Source organism: Paenibacillus glacialis, from assembly GCF_001637205.1.
Classification (GTDB): Bacteria; Bacillota; Bacilli; order Paenibacillales; family Paenibacillaceae; genus Paenibacillus_AQ; species Paenibacillus_AQ glacialis.
Genome location: NZ_LVJH01000034.1, coordinates 31,206 through 51,137, shown reverse-complemented (window position 1 = coordinate 51,137; position 19,932 = coordinate 31,206). Strand labels below are relative to the sequence as shown.

General features: G+C 40.7%; 16 protein-coding genes. 3 read left to right on the top strand and 13 right to left on the bottom strand.

The features are described 5' to 3' along the window. Positions 1–460 precede the first annotated feature (460 nt). Positions 461–1,690, top strand: a complete 1,230-nt coding sequence (locus tag PGLA_RS17735; RefSeq protein WP_068535412.1) for a peptidase — start codon at positions 461–463, stop codon at positions 1,688–1,690. Positions 1,691–1,792: 102 nt separating this feature from the next. On the opposite strand, the gene PGLA_RS17730 is transcribed toward PGLA_RS17735, so the two are convergent. Next, positions 1,793–2,089 carry a hypothetical protein gene (locus tag PGLA_RS17730; RefSeq protein ID WP_068535410.1) on the bottom strand — a complete coding sequence of 99 codons (297 nt, stop codon included), beginning with the start codon at positions 2,087–2,089 and terminating at the stop codon, positions 1,793–1,795. Positions 2,090–2,407: 318 nt separating this feature from the next. Then, positions 2,408–2,995, bottom strand: coding sequence for an NAD(P)H-dependent oxidoreductase (locus PGLA_RS17725; RefSeq protein WP_068535408.1), 588 nt, complete (start codon positions 2,993–2,995; stop codon positions 2,408–2,410). Positions 2,996–3,116: 121 nt separating this feature from the next. Between PGLA_RS17725 and PGLA_RS17720 the strand changes: the two genes are divergently transcribed. Then, positions 3,117–3,551 (top strand): MarR family winged helix-turn-helix transcriptional regulator, encoded by a 435-nt coding sequence (locus tag PGLA_RS17720; protein WP_068535406.1) that lies wholly within the window; start codon positions 3,117–3,119, stop codon positions 3,549–3,551. A 133-nt stretch (positions 3,552–3,684) separates the two neighbouring features. Here PGLA_RS17720 and PGLA_RS17715 read toward each other — a convergent pair whose 3' ends face one another. Next, complete coding sequence (locus PGLA_RS17715; protein WP_068535403.1) at positions 3,685–4,011, bottom strand: hypothetical protein; 327 nt, start codon at positions 4,009–4,011, stop codon at positions 3,685–3,687. Positions 4,012–4,192: 181 nt separating this feature from the next. On the opposite strand from PGLA_RS17715, the gene PGLA_RS17710 reads away from it, so the two are divergent. Next, complete coding sequence (locus PGLA_RS17710; protein ID WP_245700073.1) at positions 4,193–5,128, top strand: TRM11 family SAM-dependent methyltransferase; 936 nt, start codon at positions 4,193–4,195, stop codon at positions 5,126–5,128. Positions 5,129–5,200: 72 nt separating this feature from the next. Here PGLA_RS17710 and PGLA_RS17705 read toward each other — a convergent pair whose 3' ends face one another. The 10 genes from PGLA_RS17705 to PGLA_RS17660 form a co-directional block, all read right to left on the bottom strand. Further along, entirely contained in the window at positions 5,201–6,316 is a 1,116-nt protein-coding gene (locus PGLA_RS17705; protein WP_068535399.1) for an MBL fold metallo-hydrolase, read from the bottom strand. A gap of 216 nt (positions 6,317–6,532) precedes the next feature. Beyond that, positions 6,533–7,981, bottom strand: coding sequence for an FAD-dependent oxidoreductase (locus tag PGLA_RS17700; RefSeq protein ID WP_068535396.1), 1,449 nt, complete (start codon positions 7,979–7,981; stop codon positions 6,533–6,535). Positions 7,982–8,182: 201 nt separating this feature from the next. Then, a complete protein-coding gene (locus PGLA_RS17695) occupies positions 8,183–9,538 on the bottom strand; it encodes a sodium-dependent transporter (protein WP_068535394.1) in 1,356 nt (451 codons plus the stop codon). 140 nt (positions 9,539–9,678) lie between these two features. Then, positions 9,679–10,707, bottom strand: coding sequence for a CdaR family transcriptional regulator (locus PGLA_RS17690; protein ID WP_068535392.1), 1,029 nt, complete (start codon positions 10,705–10,707; stop codon positions 9,679–9,681). A 135-nt stretch (positions 10,708–10,842) separates the two neighbouring features. Next, positions 10,843–11,997: a glycerate kinase family protein gene (locus PGLA_RS17685; protein WP_068535390.1), complete on the bottom strand. Its 1,155-nt coding sequence runs from the start codon at positions 11,995–11,997 to the stop codon at positions 10,843–10,845. A 30-nt stretch (positions 11,998–12,027) separates the two neighbouring features. Next, positions 12,028–13,323, bottom strand: a complete 1,296-nt coding sequence (locus PGLA_RS17680) for a GntP family permease (RefSeq protein ID WP_068535387.1) — start codon at positions 13,321–13,323, stop codon at positions 12,028–12,030. Between the two features lie 193 nt (positions 13,324–13,516). Continuing rightward, positions 13,517–14,809, bottom strand: coding sequence for a DUF3999 family protein (locus PGLA_RS17675; RefSeq protein WP_068535385.1), 1,293 nt, complete (start codon positions 14,807–14,809; stop codon positions 13,517–13,519). Next, positions 14,772–17,333: a DUF2339 domain-containing protein gene (locus PGLA_RS17670; RefSeq protein WP_068535383.1), complete on the bottom strand. Its 2,562-nt coding sequence runs from the start codon at positions 17,331–17,333 to the stop codon at positions 14,772–14,774. Before PGLA_RS17670 ends, PGLA_RS17675 begins: the two co-directional genes overlap by 38 nt. 264 nt (positions 17,334–17,597) lie before the next feature. Beyond that, positions 17,598–18,236 (bottom strand): thermonuclease family protein, encoded by a 639-nt coding sequence (locus tag PGLA_RS17665; RefSeq protein WP_161487942.1) that lies wholly within the window; start codon positions 18,234–18,236, stop codon positions 17,598–17,600. 94 nt (positions 18,237–18,330) lie between these two features. Next, positions 18,331–19,779: a DEAD/DEAH box helicase gene (locus tag PGLA_RS17660; protein ID WP_068535380.1), complete on the bottom strand. Its 1,449-nt coding sequence runs from the start codon at positions 19,777–19,779 to the stop codon at positions 18,331–18,333. Between the last annotated feature and the right edge of the window lie 153 nt (positions 19,780–19,932).

Below are 19,932 nucleotides of genomic sequence, written 5' to 3'. Positions count from 1 at the left end.
GTCCTCCAACCATCATACCGTTTCTCATATTAAATTCTTTGTCCACAACGCTCTCCATAAATTCTAAGTCATGAAAAATCCGCTCATGCTGGTGCCGCCTCTTTTGCGATTAATGCTACGTATAAGAATACGACCTTACCTTTTCTATGTTAATGGGAAATGTAAACCCAAGATTAAACAGATGTAAATATTGTGCTTTTAGTTTTATTTAATTTGTTTTGATTGTTTTTATAACACAAAAAAATGATCACAGAATCGGTATCTCTTCCTACCATATCTGTAATCACTATTGTTTAATGTACAGCACAAAAGAGTATCCCATTAACCTTTTCAAGAAAGTAAAACCATATTTTTCTCATATTTATGCAACATTTTGATGACCCTTACCGTCTAGGAGTATGTAAGGCAAGCACAAGTTCAATGAAATATACCAACTATGAAACTATTGGAGGAATAACAAATGAACAAAATGTATAAAGTCTTAACTACAGCATCCATTCTAGCAATGGTATCTATACCGATGGCAGTAAGTGCACAAAATGTTACACCAACACCAGTTAATTTCGGACAAGCTTCTACTCAAGATTCAGTGAAACTAGTTTCCGGAACAATGGGTCAAATAACAGACTTCGTGAATGATAAAACAGGTAAATATGTTACAGTAACAGGTCGCGGTATTACTACGGCAGATCAAAGTGAAATTAAGCTGTTAATTACAAAGGATACGAAAATCGTTGATTCTAAAGGTAAAAAAGTAGCTTTAAAAACCGTTATTGATGAGCAAAAGGTTGTTAAAGCATTCTACGGACCTAAGATTACGAAGAGCATTCCAGCACTAGGATCGGCATTAACACTTGTTGTCCAAGATCAGAGTTTTACGGCAATTAACGGAACAGTAGACGAAGTTACTGAGAGTGGCATCGTTGTAACAGGTAACAACATCTATTCGAAATTCGAAGATACGATCGTATTACACTTTGCTGATAAAGCTCAGATTATAGGCCAAGATGGTAAATCCATCAAAGCAAGTGAGATCAAAAAAGGCATGAGCGTTAAAGCATTTTACGGTCCTGCTGTTACCATGAGCCTTCCACCTCAATCTACAACTAACTATGTTGTAGTGGATACGACTGTTGAAGAAACCATTCAAGAACAAGCTCCAGGAACTGACGGAATTATTACGAATGTAGCAGATAATAAGGTCACTGTGATTGGTAAGTCAATGGAAAAAGGCGGAGTCAATCATGTCATCCTTACGGTTGATAAAGACACCACAATCGTTAATCAAGACGGCAACCCATTAACGTTAGATGCATTAAAAGCAGATGTTCGTGTTGATGCTTATTATGGTGAAGCAATGGCTGCGATCTACCCAGCTCAAACACATGCTGATAAAATCATTGTTAAAGTAACGGAAAACAACAAAGTTGAAGGTACAATCGTTGCATCAGAAGATACAACAAAAGGCCACGTCTATGTTAATGTGGGTTCAGATACAAACAAGAACAACGATGTTATTCTCAACATCACAGACGAAACAACAGTAGTTACTCCACTTGGTGGATCAGAATTGAAAGCAGGCATGAAAATTGTCGCTTACCATTCCGCAGTGATGACTAGATCAATGCCAGGAATCACAAATGCAGAAGTTGTAGTCGTAACTTCTGACAATACAGTATCGCCTAAGTAATAACTGAATCAATAATAAACCAGCCGATCTCTACTGAGATCGGCTGGTTTATTTTTAAAACTATCCAGATTGTCTAAATTACTGCGTAACCATCCGTTTCATTTATGCGATTGCCTTTTGTCTTTCAAGAATGATACGTTTGGAAATAAATCCAACTGCAGATACATAACGATAATTAAGGAGATATGTCTTCCCATCTATAAGGAATATTTTCGCACCTTGATATTCAGCTTTTATGTCTTGATTAACTAATTCTTGTTGAACCGCTGTTAACAGATCTTCAAAATTTGTATAATCTTCATCTAAATCTACTGGGATATTCCCTTTACCGTAACCCATAAAGAAATTAGCCACGAATATGATGATAACTACAAAAGCAATAGTAATAACGATTTGCATAAGTATCCCTCTCCTCATAATTAATGATTTACAGATTGTATTTCTACTTATAAGTACGTCACCTTCTTAGAGTTGTTTCAATATTATCCCATTTTTACACTTAGTTTCATACTCCTTGTAAGTCTTCTCCCCGTTAGTTCACTAAGAATTCACATCTTTTAGAAGAGAACAGTACATTTTAACACAAAAGGATGTCCCACTGTCCCTGAAATGGGCTGTGGAACATCCTCTTTGTACACTACTTATTATGCATAATTGCCTGTGTAATTAATCAGAGATGCATCTTGCACACCACGAGTAAATATTTCTGAAGGATTCTCAATTCGAAAGACTCTTGAAATAACGATATATTTTATTTAATTTCTCCTCATGTCTTCCCTTTGGACTCTCCATATACCCGAATTCAAAAAATTTCACTCTCTTTATACCTACATATTGTAATAATGCTTTCTTCATGAGTAATTTATGTGCATTATTCAACCAGAACAAAAGATAAAAAGTAGGACCTTTCATCGTAGAAATACACACAGCTGATTTCCCCTTCAATAGCCCTTCAGGAAGCATTCCACCCTTATCCCTATAGGCAAAATTTGAAGCAAACATTTGATCGATATACCCCATTAGCATCGCAGGTGGTCGTCCCCACCATATTGGATACACAAAGACAATTTTATCGGCCCATTTAATTTGCTCTCGATACTTTTCAAACTGAGGATCAGCATGCATATCTCTTCTGCGTTTATTCTCATTGAATACCAAGATCGGATCAAACTTTTCCTCGTATAGGTCCAGCACCTTGATCTCCGTGATGTTCGCGTTCTCACTGCTACCTTGGATGACTTTCTGCAAAAATGCATAACTTAAACTTTTATGATTCGGATGCGTGTAAATAACTAATGTTTTCACGATACCACCTCTTTACTTATCATTTGATAAGTAAATCCTAGCACGTTTTGTTTTTAGTTGTCAAATGATAATTGTTTTATGATAATTAATTTGTTATCGTTTCTATTAAGAGGTGATTCATGTGGACAAACAAGTCCTTTTCCAAAAATTCGTAGCCTTTACTACTTCTGTTCATGAAGTGACGGATGAACTTACAAAAGACGTCAAATCCGATACGATTACCCCTGTCCAATATAGTATTCTTGAATATCTAGCAGTTAGTCAGCCCGCTACCCTTAGTCAAATTAGTGATTGTCTACCTATGTCCATGCCCAACACTAGTCGTGAACTGCGTAAACTTGGCGAAAAGAATCTATGTGAAAAATTTGATGTTGCCGAGGATCGGCGAAAGCAATATATCCGTCTCTCCAAAGAAGGCCAAGCCATGATGAACGAAGCCTTTCAACGCATAGAGAAGCGTTTCCTACAGCGTATCCAGGGTACTTCTGAAGAAGACCTCGAACAAATCGAACTCGCTCTAGATGTTCTTTCTTCCAGAGTCTTTCATTCACGGTGAAACGTTACATCATATCTGCACTGCCTTAAACACAAACAAGCTCTCCCCTAGATGGGAAGAGCTTGTATTTACGCTTTAAATGAACACCTATCCTTAAGTTCATTCTTACTGGTTATGATTCATAATTTACCCATTATTTCTTCTTAAGCACAGCAACGGTGAAATGAACTGCTTCTAGAACCTCTTTTACAAAAGGAATATTCTCCTGCTCCCACTCTGATGGGCTATCCATACCGTATTCATCTACGTATTCCAGTAATTGTGCTGCGGCTGCATGGAGTTGAGCTCCTTTAACTGCCGATTTCCCCCGTAACACTTGGATCGAAAGCTTCATCGCTTTGGACGTATCCTTAATAAAAGGGAACTCGTCCTTCTCCCAAGCCTTCGCATCATCCATATCATATACTGAGATCCATTTCTCTAGTAATTGCGCTGCTTTTTTCTCATCCATTTGACTCATATCATGATTCTCCATTCTGATCATCTATTGATGTGGGATTCATCCCATGGTTTCTTTTTACTCATCTTACCATGCCTCTTACACCTAATTCGTGTTTTTTTTGCTTTTCTAGACTTTTACGGATATGGTTTATGAGGAAGATCTATTAGACGTTATAAAGGATGGGAATTTATTGAATAACATGAACCAATTTATATACACTTTTGCTTGTAGTGATGATGAACGTTCCTTATGTAGCTTAGAGATGCGCTCCCTTTTCGGCATAGACACAGAGTCTCTTATCATAAAGAGTGACATTTCTATTGATCCCAGTCGAAGTCCGTTCATTAAAGAACAGATTGAAATTATGTACGAAGGGGACACCATGTCCGATATTTTGAAGCAAGTGGAGGATATCGTTCTCGATGATTCGACATTCAAAGTCATATTCGTAAAGATTAATGACCTAGCTTCAGAGAACAAAATATCCTACGGGGATCGTCGGATCATAGAACGAGACTTAGGTATGCATATCGAGGGTGAAGCAGATGTACATAACCCCGATCATGTATTTGGAATCGTTACATTAGGCGGACGCTGGTACTTCGGTAAATATCGTCTGAACGATGCGGTATGGTTTCTCCATATGAAGAAACCCCGCAACTATTCAATTGCACTAGGTACACGTCTCGCAAGAGCTACCGCTAATATTGCTGTTCCGAATCCACTAGGCGTGAAAGCGATAGACCCTTGTTGTGGCATTGGAACCGTGTTGGTGGAAGCTCTCTCCATGGGTATTGATATCGTAGGTAGAGACTTCAACCCTCAAATCGTCCAAGGCGCACGAGCGAATATTGCCCACTTCGGATACGTAGGTGAAGTAACCTATGGGGACATTGCCGACGTCTCTGAGATGTACGATGTAGCTATTATTGATATGCCCTATAATCTATTCTCAACGACCACACCCGAGGAACAACTCTCGCTTCTTCAACATACTCGCCGTTTCGCAAGCAAAGTGGTTATTATCACGATCGAAACGATTGATGACATGATTCACGAAGCCGGATTTACCATCATTGATCGCTGTGTGGCCAAGAAGAGATCATTCTCCAGACAAGTTATTGTGTGCAACTAAATAGATTGAACTAAAGTTTACGCTCCCAAATTCAATCATTTCTAAAGAGAATCATAAATAGGGGGTTCGTCTTTAGTTCATTCTATGTAATTCTCTCCACCAAGTTGAAATAGGATAGTTAGATGATCCAATCCAGACAATCTCCCCTATTCTCGGGGTAGAGATGCGTACGTCATGCTCTTTACCAGCCTTTAATGCACGTTCCACTGGGTCAGTCCAGTCGTGAAATGCCAAGGTAAATGTGCCCCAATGGATTGGGATCATCAGCTTCCCCTGTACTTCTAACTGTGCCTGAATCGTCTGTTCAGGAAACATATGAATCCCAGCCCACCGCTCATCATATTGACCACATTCCATGAGCGTTATATCGAAAGGTCCATACTTCTCCCCGATTTCCTTGAAATGAGGACCATAACCAGTATCCCCACTGAAAAATAGTTTCTCCTGTTCTCCAAGGATGATCCATGAACACCACAATGTTGCTTCTTTATCCACTAGCCTTCTTCCTGAGAAATGCCTTGCAGGTGTACTCACCAATGTGAGTCCTTCAAATACGGCCTCTTCCCACCAATCCATCTCTGTAATCCTCTCTTGGCTTATACCCCATCTCTCTAAATGCGCTCCCACACCAAGCGGAACAAAGAAATGGTTCACTTTCTCTTTTAACTTCATGATAGAACCATAATCCAGATGATCATAATGATCATGAGATAAGAGAATGGCATCAATTGATGGCATATCTTCGATTTCAATAGGTAGCCCACCGTAACGTTTCCCACCCATGAACGGGAATGGTGTCGTTGATTTCCCGAACATCGGATCGATGAGTAGTTTTAATCCGTTGATTGCTACTAATAATGCAGAATGTCCAAACCATATGATATGGGCTGGCTGATTGTCTTGTATAAAAAACGGATCTACCGACTCGACAGGTAACGGTGCATTGGGATTTCCTTGTGGGTTACCTTTCATGAAATCAATTAACATGGAGATGGTTACTCCCATGCCGTCGCTCACGGATGTTGGAAGGGTGTTAAAGAACTTTCCATTAGCGTAGTTAGATCTATGAATCTGCTTCGTTAATTTCTTAAGTGATGACTTCCCACCGAAAGGAGGATAGTATTTCATGAGTAGATAGACAAATACGATGATCAGAACAACAATACAAGCAATGATTATAACGCCCATTACACTCACCACCTCTTTATCTATTATTCACCGAAGATTTGATTACATTATAACGAAAGCAATAGCTGATTCCATCATTTCAGTTAAGTCATATTGTTAAATTTAATACTATCTCTTCATGAAGTATATCCATCATTATGGTCATACTTGTAAGTCAGTAATCACAATAAAGACGCCCATTTCATATGGACGCCTTTATCAGAGCAGCTTTCTATATTAGCGTTGAAGCTTAATTCCGTAATCCTTTTGCAGATATTTGTGAATCCGAACAAAATCAGAACTTGTAAGCTCCCTTAGCCTCTTATTCTTCAGCTCTTTACCTAGAATAATACCCATCGTCTGCCCAGCTAAAGCTGTATTGGGCATAATCCGTGCGCTACCATAGGCTTTGATCGTCGCACCGAGGTTGCTACCTACAACAAGGACATTCTCGTAGGACTTTAATTCAAAGGAGCGTAGAGGAATACCATAACGGTCAGGCTTACCAAAGCTTAGCCCTTTGCGCATTTTAGTAGTTCCTTGTAGATCTGTTGCATAACTAGCGATGCTCACATTATCCCAGAACATCTTGTTAGACATTAAGTCTGGATAATCTAAGATATACTCGGTCTCGAATCGATTATAATCTCGAATGTACAAGTATTCAGGGAATCCATTTAATTGTGCATTGGCGTAGCCAGGTATATTGTTGCGCAGAAATTTCAGTACCCCTGGAGCCTCAGCCTTAGCCTTCTTCATGGCCGATTCAATCGATTTAGGATTGGCGGGATCGACATCGAATATTAATAAGGCATTCATAATAACTTGTCCATCTTTTTGGTAGGTGGAGTTAATGCCTCGTAACATCAATTGAGGATCAAGCGGCTTATATTTATATGTAATATTGCTAAAACCCGTGGCATAATCCCAGTCGACATACGTGTTCTGTCCATACTTCTTCTCCACATTGGTCAAAGGATAGTCCTTCAGTACAGCTTGGTGAAGCTTATTCCAATTCACATTTTTGAATTTTAGAACAAGTGTAGCTGCCATATAATCTGGCTTTTTCCCATTATAGATACTTTCCATACCTGGAATACGTTTAACATCGAGCTTACTGGTCAATGCATTAAAGTCTGTATTTTCTACAAAATATTTCGCCGCAACCGTATACTTCATACCATCTTTGGCACGGTAGGTTATTGATTTAAGAGATTTGTCTTGTTTCAGCGGAACCACATTTACGGATTCAATCACAATACCGCTACGAATCGGGATATCCTTGATGACACTTTGATAATAACGATTAAAGGATGCTTCCTTGCGGATTGAACCTGCCTTATATCCGTCATATAACTTCTTTATATCTCCTTGAACGAGACTTCTACGCTTCTTATCGTTCGGTTCATCTAATACATGCATTTGACCCTGCATGAATTGACCTCCCGGTTTGCTGCGGGGATCTAAGATCAGCACATCCAATCCTAGACGACGTGCTTCTTTAGCAAGTAACGACCCCTGAATCTCACTTCCGATAACGACGACATCATAGCTACTGCAACCTGTACCACATGGTGCTTTAGCTGATATGGTAGTTCCCATCATAGATGGGGCAGCCAGTTGAACAATAAGTACAATAACCATAACTCCAATGATGTAACGAGAACATTGTTTAACAAACTTCATTTTCTACTAACCACTCTCTCTTATGTAATTGGTAAATTCGACATTATATAGACTTCGCTACCCTACACCACCCTTCCTCCTAATATGTAGAAATAACGCTTTTATCTTGAGAACAAGATGTGTCCTTCATTCTCCTTCAACAACAACAAAAATCCCAATTCCTAAGCTCAGGAATTGGGATGAGTACGAGTGGATATACCTTTAGAATTTAATAATTCCGGCAGAATGTAAGAATACAAACACGACAAGGATGGGCGCTACAAATCGCAGCAAGAACAACCATACACGGAACCATAATGCCGTCAGGCCCGCTTCATCAGCAACACCTTTATAGAAATATCCTGCAAATATCGTTACAATGAGTCCGCCGAGTGGTAACAATACATTAGAAGCCGCGAAATCTATCCAATCAAAGAATGCCATTCCACCGAATGTTAATCCCGGTGACACACCTAATGATAAGGACGCAGGAACCCCTAAAATGAAACACCCGATAATAAAGATCCATACGGATCGAGTTCTATTCCAACCAAAGCGGTCCATTACGTATTTGACCGGTACTTCTAACAACGATACGGCCGAAGTTAAAGCAGCTATAGCTAGTAAAATGAAGAACAATCCTCCAAAAAATGAACCGAAAGGCATCTCGGAGAATGCAGCAGGTAATGCTATAAATACGAGTCCCGGACCTTGTCCAGGATTGATTCCAAAGGAAAAAGTGGTCGGGAAGATAATCAACCCAGCGATAAGTGCATAAAGCAGATCTCCTGTTCCGATAGCAAGCGTTGCCGTTCCCAGTGACTGGCGCTTCGCGACATAAGAACCATATGTAATCATGGTCCCCATACCAAGGGATAAGGAAAAGAATGCATGACCTAACGCAACAAGTGTAGACTCTGGTGTTAGCTTCGAGAAATCAGGGTTTAGAAAGAATGAGACCCCTGCTCCTGCTCCTGGTAATGTCAAGGCTCGGATCATCAATACGACTAGAAGGATAAACATTCCCGGTATAAGAATCTTGTTGAATTTCTCGATCCCCCCTGAAATTCCCTTTACCACTATTGCACCTACCAGTACTAACACAACAGCCTGCCAAATTATTGGGGTATAACTCTCCATAAATCCACCGTACATGAGCGTGAAATCTGTGTTTGGAACTAACTTGCCGCTAAACGCTTGTACCGCATAATGAAGTGTCCATCCTGCTACAATTGCATAGAAAGACAAGATGACAAACGGCGCAATCACCGATACCATACCTAATCCGCCCCATACTTTCTTTCCACTTAGTTTAACGAAAGAAGAAGATGCACTCCCCCGTCCCCCTCGACCAATGGCAAGCTCTGCTAGAAGTACGGGCAAACCTACAACCACTAAACACACAACGAATAATAGAAAAAATGCTGCTCCACCATATTGTCCCGTAATGTATGGGAATTTCCACATGTTCCCTAGTCCAACAGCGCTACCGATAGCTGCAAATATAAATCCAGATGAAGAGAACCTCTCACTCTTATCCGATGGTAGACTTTCTTGATGCTTTTGAGAATTTTTCATGATTTCCTCCCCATGATGTCCTGTAGCCTAAATAATTCTAGGTGAATCCACGTATTATACTAAACAACGGTGCTATACGTATACGACAAATATTTCATTATTTTTTACATTAATGTTTATTTTATTCTAAATTCAATAAATTACCTCCATATTAAACCACAAAGTAGTTCAAATAAGTCGAGGAAGGCCCTTGGGTCCTTACCCGTTAATTGTTTAATCCGATTCAATCGATAGTTCAGCGTATTTCGGTGAATATTTAAACTTGCTACGGTCTGGTTATGATCCCCATCCTCAGCAATATAGGCCTGTAACGTCTCAATTAATCCTAACTTGTCTCCTGACTTCTCTAATACGGAATAGTGATCCACTCCAAGACGACTTGTAAACTGTGACAATAGGATTAGGAATTGTAAGTCATCATAAACATTTATCAATTGATTAGGGTTGATTTTACTCCCTATTTCTAGCGCACCATTAGCTTGCTCTAGCGAACGGGATGCGAGTGTTTCCTCCTGACCGACGCCGATTTTCACAGTCGGCTCTATCGTCAGAAGCTTTTCCATAAGTTGCGTATACTTGTGTGTATCCGTTACATAAAATACTGTCTTATCATCTTCCAAGTTCCAAAATGGCTCATGTTCTAATGCAACTCTTATACCTTTACCATGTATCTTTCCTTGCAGTAAGATTACACGCGTATTCTTACTCAGGTCAAGTCCATAACCTCTAGCTCTATCGACAAATTCGCGATCATAAGGCGCTTGACGGTACGATAACTCATGATAGAATTTAGCCTTATTTATTCTTTTGTCTTCTACTCGTCTTATAGATCTCTCTTGCTCGATGAGCAAAGCTACTGTGACCTTTAATAATTGGCTAAATGGTCGTACCTCGTCAGGATGCCCGGTGATTCCTACGACACCAATAATCTCATTATTCATCACGATAGGCTCATTAACCCCAGGTTTCATCCCTTCTCCATCCTCGTACACTTCATAAATGTTCCTATCTGCGATCGCTTTCTGCGCACCTTTATGAATTGTACCAATCCGTATCGGGTCTCCACTGCCTATGATCATTCCGTTCTCGTCCATGACATTGATATTGTATGAGATCACGTTCATCATTTCTTTCACGATTTGCTGTGCCATGGTTTGAGATAACTTCATATAGTTGCTCCTTTACTTGTTGTGTCTCAGTCCGTCTATTTTCTGCACGTTGATTATGTTGTAGATCCCCGATATGTATAAACAAAGACGTAACCCCCCGTTAGGTTACGTCTTTGTTTCTCTATTTATTAACCTTTAGCTAAAAGCGTTCGTTGAATACATAAGTCTAGTAATACCCTCTGCCGTCTTCTCGACATTCTCCTTGCCTTGTTCAAGGGCTTCCGCTAAGGTTGCGGCTCCTTTTACAATTCCAAAGATAGAATCAATCCCTTGGTCATATAGACTCTCAACACCATCGCCCACCCGGCCTGCTAGCGCAACGACCGGTTTATGATGTTTCTTGGCTACAATAGCTACACCCAGTGGGGTCTTACCGTAACTGGTCTGAGAATCAATGCTTCCCTCTCCCGTCCATACGAGATCGGCATCCTTAATGATGTCTTCTAATCCAACATAATCGATGACGAGATCAATACCCCTTTTTAACGTACCGTTCAAGAATACCATGAGTCCGGCACCCAGACCACCCGCAGCTCCAGCGCCAGGAACGTCTGAAATATCTATTCCTAACTGCTCATGAATCATGCGTGCATAAGTACTCAAGTTCCGATCAAGCTGCTCAATCATCTCTGGCGTCGCGCCTTTTTGCGGACCGAATACGTGAGATGATCCCGTCGGACCACATAGAGGATTGGTTACATCACACGCTACCTCCACCTGTACATATTTAATACGAGGATCGAAGTCTGATAGATCAATACTTGCCAATCTACCTAGTTCTCCACCACCGAAACCAAGCTCCTGTCCTGCGTCATCCAATAACTTGCCACCTAACGCCTGTACTACCCCTGCTCCGCCGTCATTCGTTGCACTACCACCAATACCAATCAATAACTTGTTAACCCCATGATCTAGGCAAGCCTTAATTAATTGTCCCGTTCCAAATGTCGTCGTAACCATTGGGTTCCTATCCTCAGGTGTTACAAGTTGAATACCACTAGCACTCGCCATTTCAATGACGCCTGTCATCCTGTCACCTGTAATGCCATAATACGCATCGACTTCATGACCGAGGGGGCCTTTAACTTTTAATGGATGTACCACGCCGCCTGTAGCATCTACGAGAGATTGCATCGTTCCTTCTCCACCATCAGCCATAGGCACGTGAATACAACGAATAGATGAATCCACCTTCTTGATGCCACGTTCCATGGCTTCGCATACTTCTTTTGCAGTCATACTTTCTTTAAAGGAGTCCGGAGCTAATACAAATACAAGATCCTTCTTCATATCATTTCCCCACCTATCTACTTTATTTATCTATTGTAGAAATCCGTATATAATCGTTGCCACAATCGCCATACTCAGACCGACAAGACTTTCATAAGGTATCAGTTTCATGCGTTCTTTAATATTCATTTTGGCAGCATCCGCTGTGACGTGGAAGAAGTTCCCGTGTGGTAAGTGATCGATGACCGTAGCACCTGTATGCACCATGATCGCTGCATTAAGCGGCGGAATCCCCATATTGAGAATCGCCCCACCGAACGACCCGGCAGCTACGATTGAACCGGTTGAAGTTGATGCGGTTGCAGCCCCCATCAGTATACCGGCAATAGGTGCAAGCAACGTCCCCGATACGCCCATAACCTCAATTGCATCCACGACTACAGCACTTAAGTTCGACTTAGAGATAATACCAGCGATAGCCCCTGCTCCAATTAATAGAATAGCGGTCCCTGTCATTTTATTAATGCCTGATGTTGTATAAGCAATAATATGCTTGATCTTACCCATGGCAAGAAGACCAATAATACCTGCTAGGGGTAATATAATTAACGAGTCAATCTTAATCGCTTTGAGTACTTCAATATTCAGAATACTTCCAATAGGATTAAGCGCGAGTAGGGCAATAGCTACAATAGGAGCCACCATTGCTCGGCCAAAACTTGGTTTGTCTTTCTTATCTTCCGTATCGTCGGCTTGATCTGTATCGGAGACAAGTGCACCTTTTTTACTGAGCATCTTAGCAATAATGACGGTAACAGCTAAACCTACAACGGCAGGTATAAATCCATTGATCATCACTTGAGCCAAATCCACATCAAATCCCTTGGCTACTGCAATCGTATTGGGATTGGGAGAAATCATATTTCCTGCTTTCCCTCCACCTACTAAAGCTAGCAATAGCGCTGTCTTAGATAGCCCAATCTTCTTGCCGACGGATAATGCAATCGGTGCCACGATGATAATCGCAACAGTGATAAACACGCCTACGGCTGTAATAATCATAGTCGCAAGTGCAATGGCGAAGAGAGCTTTCTTCTCTCCAAGCTTCGCAACGATGGTCTCGGCAATTCTTTCGGCTGCGCCAGAATCAATGAGGACACCTGCAAGTACACCGGCTGCCAAAACCCTAACTACCGCTCCCATGACACTACTTGTTCCATCAATCATAATCTGTACGGTTTGTTCTATTGAAGCTCCACCCAGTAATCCACCTGCAATAGCTCCCGCGAAGAGAGCGTACACAGGATTAAGCTTTCTAAAAATCAATACGATAGCTAATACAAGACCAATGACGGCACCGACCCAGTGTATAACTGAACCTTCCATGATGAGGGCCTCCTCTTGTTGAATGATTAATGTTAGCATTTTGATAACGTTTACATTGTTAGTATATAGCCTTCCCGCTATCAATTATATTGACGTCATACCCTTTTTTTATGTGCATTTGAACAAAAAAAGAGCCACCAACCGATAAAGAAGTCGGTTAATAGCTCTCCATTTGTAATAGGGTTAATCCCCTTTATGGCTTCAGTTTCATCTTCTTAATCAACAAGAGAATCAGAAGGATCGATACGATAATAATAATCCCGTTAAACCACACTTTTTGTTGTAACCACCACACTGGATCTTCTTTAGTTACAGGTACTTGTGAGGTTACTTGCTTACTTAGCTTTCCAAGCGCAATATCCTCTTGTTCAATATGACTCTTGAAGTTCACAATATCATATTGGGGCCCAGTAGCAGAGGTATTCCCGTAAAGTAACTTGTATGGACCTTGCCCTTTAGCCTCGAACACCAGCTTATCAAGGATATGCTCTATTGCAACTCCCGTAATATCTAATGGCGCATCATCAAGATTATTAATTTGTATCGTGAATTTTGGACTCCTAATCGGAGACACTACTGTGATCGTATTGTTCATGATTGGCACTTCTTTAAAGTCCAATCGATATACAGTTTGTTCCCCCACCGTATCGATACTTACGCCCTGATCATCATACAGTTCATATGATCTTGTGAAATTACTACCCTTCGTAAGTAGCAGCACTTCATTAATTCGAAGACGACTCTCATTATCTACAATAATTTGTGTATGCCTATCTTCCTGCTTTACTTCAAATGATGGATTACCAATCTTCTTGTAATCTAGCCATTGGAAATCCTGTGAATTATGAATCAATTGTAAACTTGGAAATTTCAGCTTCTCCACATTGTTCAGTACAATCAACCGATAATACTCAAATTTATAAGCTTCACCAAGTGAAATACTGTCCTTCACCAATTGATCTGTTCGATACAGACTCTGAGCACTCTGACCATTCTGTTCTAGGGGCTCCCACTGGTTGCCATCGTAACTGCCCTGAACCAAAATGTGCTTCAGAAAATCCTCTTTCGGTAACTCCACTGTTAGAAGGTTCCCCTGAATGTCCACATTGTCTGCCACTGGCGTGATCTTATAATCCAATAACGTATTACCGTCTTTCAAAGCTGTACGGATCAGCGTAGAGGAATACGTCTTCGACTGTTCCTTTGCCTCCCCGTAGCCGCTATCGATATAGTACGGGACGTACTGCCCTTTCTGATCCACAATTCGCAGGTCACGTAAGTCTTCATCTGCCCTAGCATACACTTCCTCGTCTATAAACAGTGCATGATATGCACCGCTACCCTGCAATTCAATTGCCTTCGAGAAGCGCCATTCCTGCTGCTTATCTTGTTCACCCGAGGCATATACGTCTTTTCCCAAGAACACACACACCAACGCGAGAATCAGACTAGCTCTTAGAATCTGCTTCAACTCCTTCGTTCGCATGGGTCTCCCCCAATCTGCTCGATACTTTCTGATAACCATAGGAAATCCCAAGCAATACAATTCCGAATGTAAAATAAGCAACAATCGTGCTTAGTGTTGATAATAGACTCAAATCATACAATATTAATTTCCCTGTCGCAGCGAGCGTCAATCCTAATCCGAAGCGCCTAATGTACACGTATCTATAACGGAATCCGAACGCGATATATACGATGGCCAGTAGTAAATACAGCAAACTGAAGATCAGACCTATCTCTTCTAATTGGAATTGAACGACTAGGAATGAGGTTAGTATGCCGAGCAAATATACCCCTAAAGCTACCGGATATATCTCGATACTCTTATACTGCTGGCGAATAACTGCGATCAACACATCACGAATACTGAAGAACACCAATACATTAAATCCGACTAATATACCTAATGCAATATATTCGGTTGCCGAATTGTACGTATAATCGGACTGTAGCGCTGGCGAAGTTAAGGTAACCATGATACAAAGAAGGTAACCGACCCCGTATAGGAACATCCCATAGTACTTCACTACTCGATCAAACAGTACCTTAACCTTGGAAAGTCCGTATGCGAGAGCTATAGTCACACTAGCTAGAAGCAGCGTTTTATAGAAGTCAAAATGGCTAAAGTCTATTGGTACCCACGTGTTATAGAGATCTCCCATCTCGTACATGAAATAAAACCACACATTCAATAAAGTAGCGTATTTAAAAATCCTAACGAGTTGAGATTCATAAGGGCGACTAAACAGTTGCGCTACCTGCTTATGTTGCTGAATAGCGTAAAATAAAGTAACCAACAACATCCCTGCGGTGATAAAGCTATATTTTAAAGTATAGTATGGATCATCATATCCAAAGAGAAATAAATTAGTTAACAGATCTACCCATAAGAATGCCGCTAGACACAACGTTAGAATGCCCCAGCCAACTTTCTCTAACATCTTAAATCGATTAAGACTTCCGTAGATTGTTAAAAGAACACCTTCGACGAGCCATCCAATCGCTACCCACTCCGTACCGAACTGGAATGGAATCATGAGTATCGCAAATGTAAGCGAAGTGGCGTAGAATAACAGCGTTGTCTGTCTCTCTTGATGCATGAACTTCTCAAGGAATCTGCCTAGACCGATATACACTAGACAGAAGACCAACGCCAATAGTCCCTGGAAATCCTCCCAGTCTGCCTCATGAAATAGAATATAAAGTGTCACACAGCTAATGAATGTATTTAAAGCAAGTAACGTGAAATCCCACCACGATAACTTAGACTGATACTTAAAGGGATAGCCTAACGTCATGCCAAGGTACATCGTAAAAGTAATCGCAACATATACCATACTTATAGGGGCACTATCAGATAACCCCGCTAACGCCAACATAGACGGAACATTGAATAAGAAGCTGATGTAATTCACAATCACCCACCGCTTATTAAATGATACAAGTAGAATCGATGCGTTTAGTAGGAATAAATATCCCATGGCTACATATACCGAATTCCCCTCAAGTCCAAAAGCCCACATATACGAGAATAGCGGTAGGTATCCACCTACAAGGCCCAGTGAAATGATACTCTTCGAATGATACCTCAAGGCCAATAACACTGCCGTTAACGACACTAGAATAGATAACAGTAAACCCACATTCATATTAATAATGCCAAGCAAAAAGTAACTATAAAAGATGGAACCATACAATACAGAAATACCACCACCTAATAAACCTAACGCGAATGTCTGTTTCTGCTTACGGAATAACCATTCTCCAGCCACAAGCATGATGATGCCTAGCAGGAAAAAGGCACTACCCTTCATGTAGCCGTTGAACCAAGTCGAATAGGTATATTTAAAACTAACACCTACTGCTAAAATAATGAGCAACATGGCGACCTTATTCAACCAATTCAATCCGATTTTCATTTCAAATTGGTTCTGCTTAATCCTCTTCTGCATAACCTCTTCGGTTACTTCTTCTGTAGCAAACTGATCAAGCCCAGTCCTAGTATGTTGATGGAGTCTCCGCTCATCTTCTAATAATCGCTCACGGTGAAGCATGATCTTCTGATTTAACTCATTAGAGATTTCCGCAAGTTTTACCGCTATCTCTTCCTTCTCTTCTTTCAAATGGTTGGATGCTCTTTCGAAGTGACGATGAACTGCCGTCTTCGTCTGTAGCTCGAAAGCCCTCAGTCGATTACTGTGCTCCTCTGTACTACTCGCGAAATATGTATCTAATTTCTCACGTGATACGTTGATAATATTCAATTTCTCATTAAGAATTTGCTCCGTTAGTGAAGTCCGTAACTTTACGTTCTCTTCTTCCAAAAGCGATATCTTCTTCTGTAACGTTGTTAAGCGAATCTTCTGCTCCTTATGTTGCTCCTGAAGTTGTTCATTCTCATGGATGACATCGTGCGACTCATATTCATGGATTAAGGTTTGAACTTCTTTCGCCAACTGGTTCTGGCTATGTTGAATGTGAAATAGACGATCTTTAAACTCCTTCATGTCTTCCCCCCATACGCGCATCTGTAAATATTTACATCTTACTATATATTCTCGGCTAAAAATAATAATTTAGTAAGTAATTACCTTATCCGCGTCATATCATCACGCCACACTAAGCAGAAAATGCTATGCTATCCCTTTTAAGGGCAGTATTCGTGTATCAAGTAAAAACTTATACTTTCTTATATTTGCAAAAAAGAAGGTACCATCTCAGTCACAGAACACTCTGCGAAAGAGATGACACCTTCTTGAAATTATAACTAATTATCGAGTTGCTTTTCTGAATCCTGAAGCGACCGCTTCCTGATCACTGCAGAACATCATCTCTGCTTTGGTCTCGTTATACCGTTCCCCACCGGGTACATGATATATTTTTTCATTCCGAGAATTGATATTACCTTTGATCTTGGGATTAGCACAAGACTCAATCGCTGTATTTGCATCTTTGCCCCATAATCCAATTTGCTTGGACTGCGCTTCACGCTTCAGAGATGAGAACTTCTTCGTAAATAACACGTTAGGGGAAATAGACATCGTATTCGCATTACCCTGCACAATCAACGTTTCGTTAAACATGATCGGATCATCCTTAATAAAGACAAATCGTAACAGTCGATCGTATTTATCCGTCTCGCTTACATCCTTAAATAGATACACCGTCTGACCCTTAAGTCGTTGCTTACTGAAATCACTTGCTTCCTGACCATAGTATTGCACTTCACCAAAAACTTCTGGCGTATTAACGCCAATCAATCGCACCTTCTGACCGGAACCCGTCTCGAACGTATCCCCGTCTACGATGCGCTTGATGGTTGTAATCTCATATTCTTTATCTTTCAACTCAGGATAGTCTTTAACGATTTGAGTAACAAATACGTCATCCTGTGCTACAGAATTCCCCATATCGGAGCATCCTGAAATCAAGATGGAGAACAGTAAAACGATATACAAATAAATTTTCATCGTAATTCCTCGCTTATTCCTGCAATAACACGATCTATCTCTTATTCGCGACATGTACTTTCAATAATTTACCCTTAACGGTTGTCGTCTTCATGACTTGGATCACATGCTGACCTTTACCATTCAATATTTCAACGTAAGACACGTTATCTTGAATCGTTATAATGCCAATATCATCGGCTGATACGCCTTCAATCTTGGCAATGGTACCGACGAAATCGACAGCTCTAATCTTCTTTTTCTTTCCACCGTTGAAATATAACTTTGTAATCTCTTTATTTAATTGTTCATTCTTATCTTGTTTAAGCGTCGGCTCGATACCGATTTTCCCTTGGAAAGCAGCTTGATTACTCGCAACTTGCTCTTTAGAGGGGGCACTTTTCTTAGAAATAGCGAACCCGATATAACTTTCAATCTCATTAAGGAATTTCTCTTCATACGGGGTTACGAAAGTGATTGCTTTCCCGGTTTTACCCGCGCGGCCTGTTCTTCCGGTACGGTGAACATAACTTTCCTTCTCCATCGGGAGATCGTAGTTGATGACATGTGTGATATTATCAATATCAATGCCTCTTGCTGCTACATCTGTAGCAACTAAATAACGGAATTGGCCTCGTTTGAAGTCATTCATGACTTCGAATCTGTCCTCTTGGAGCATACCTCCATGGATTTTGGAGCATGTATAATTGGCATTCGTTAATTGCTCAGTCACCTGATTCACATGTTCCTGCGTCCGACAGAAAATAATGCAGCTATCTGGATTTTCAACAACTGTAATATCTTTAAGCAAAGCGAATTTCTCTGATTCTCTCACTTCATATAAAGCATGCTCAATCGTATCTGTTGTGAGACCCGTAGCTTTAATCTCAATCATCATAGGATTACTCATATATTTATAACAAAGCTTCTCCACATCTTGAGGTAAAGTCGCTGAGAATACCATGGTTACACGTTCTTTAGGAAGCCTTTCAATAATCGATGCGACCTGCTGAATAAATCCCATATTCAACATTTCATCGGCTTCGTCAATGACAAGATACTCTAAGCGTTCTAGCGCAAACGTTCCACGTTCAATATGGTCTAAGACACGTCCGGGTGTCCCAACAACCACATGGCTTTTTTGCTTCAATTCAGCTGTTTGCTTCGCATAAGGTGTCTTCCCATAAAGAGCAGTTGCCTTAATACGTTTGAATCGTCCGATGTTCGTAATATCCTCTGTCACTTGCGCAGCAAGCTCACGCGTAGGCGTTAAAATTAATGCCTGTGGTTTGTTCTCTTTCCAATCAATTAGATCGCAGATCGGTATACCAAAAGATGCCGTCTTCCCGCTCCCTGTTTGGGACTTCACGACAAGATCCTGCTTGTCTAGCGCCATCGGGATAACTTGACTTTGCACCTCCGTTGGGGTGGTATAACCCAAGCTATCGAGTGCTCGTACGATTTCTTCACTTAATGTATAGTCTTTAAAACTTTGATCGCTCATGTAAGTAACCTCATCTATTCTAAAATTATTGTACTTATGGACATATGTTTCCACGAATCATCTATCACATACCCTCTATTATACTCGAAAAGGGGAAAATACTTTAGTTATTCAATGGTAAAAAGCCGAAATTAGCTTATAAGGCTACCTTCG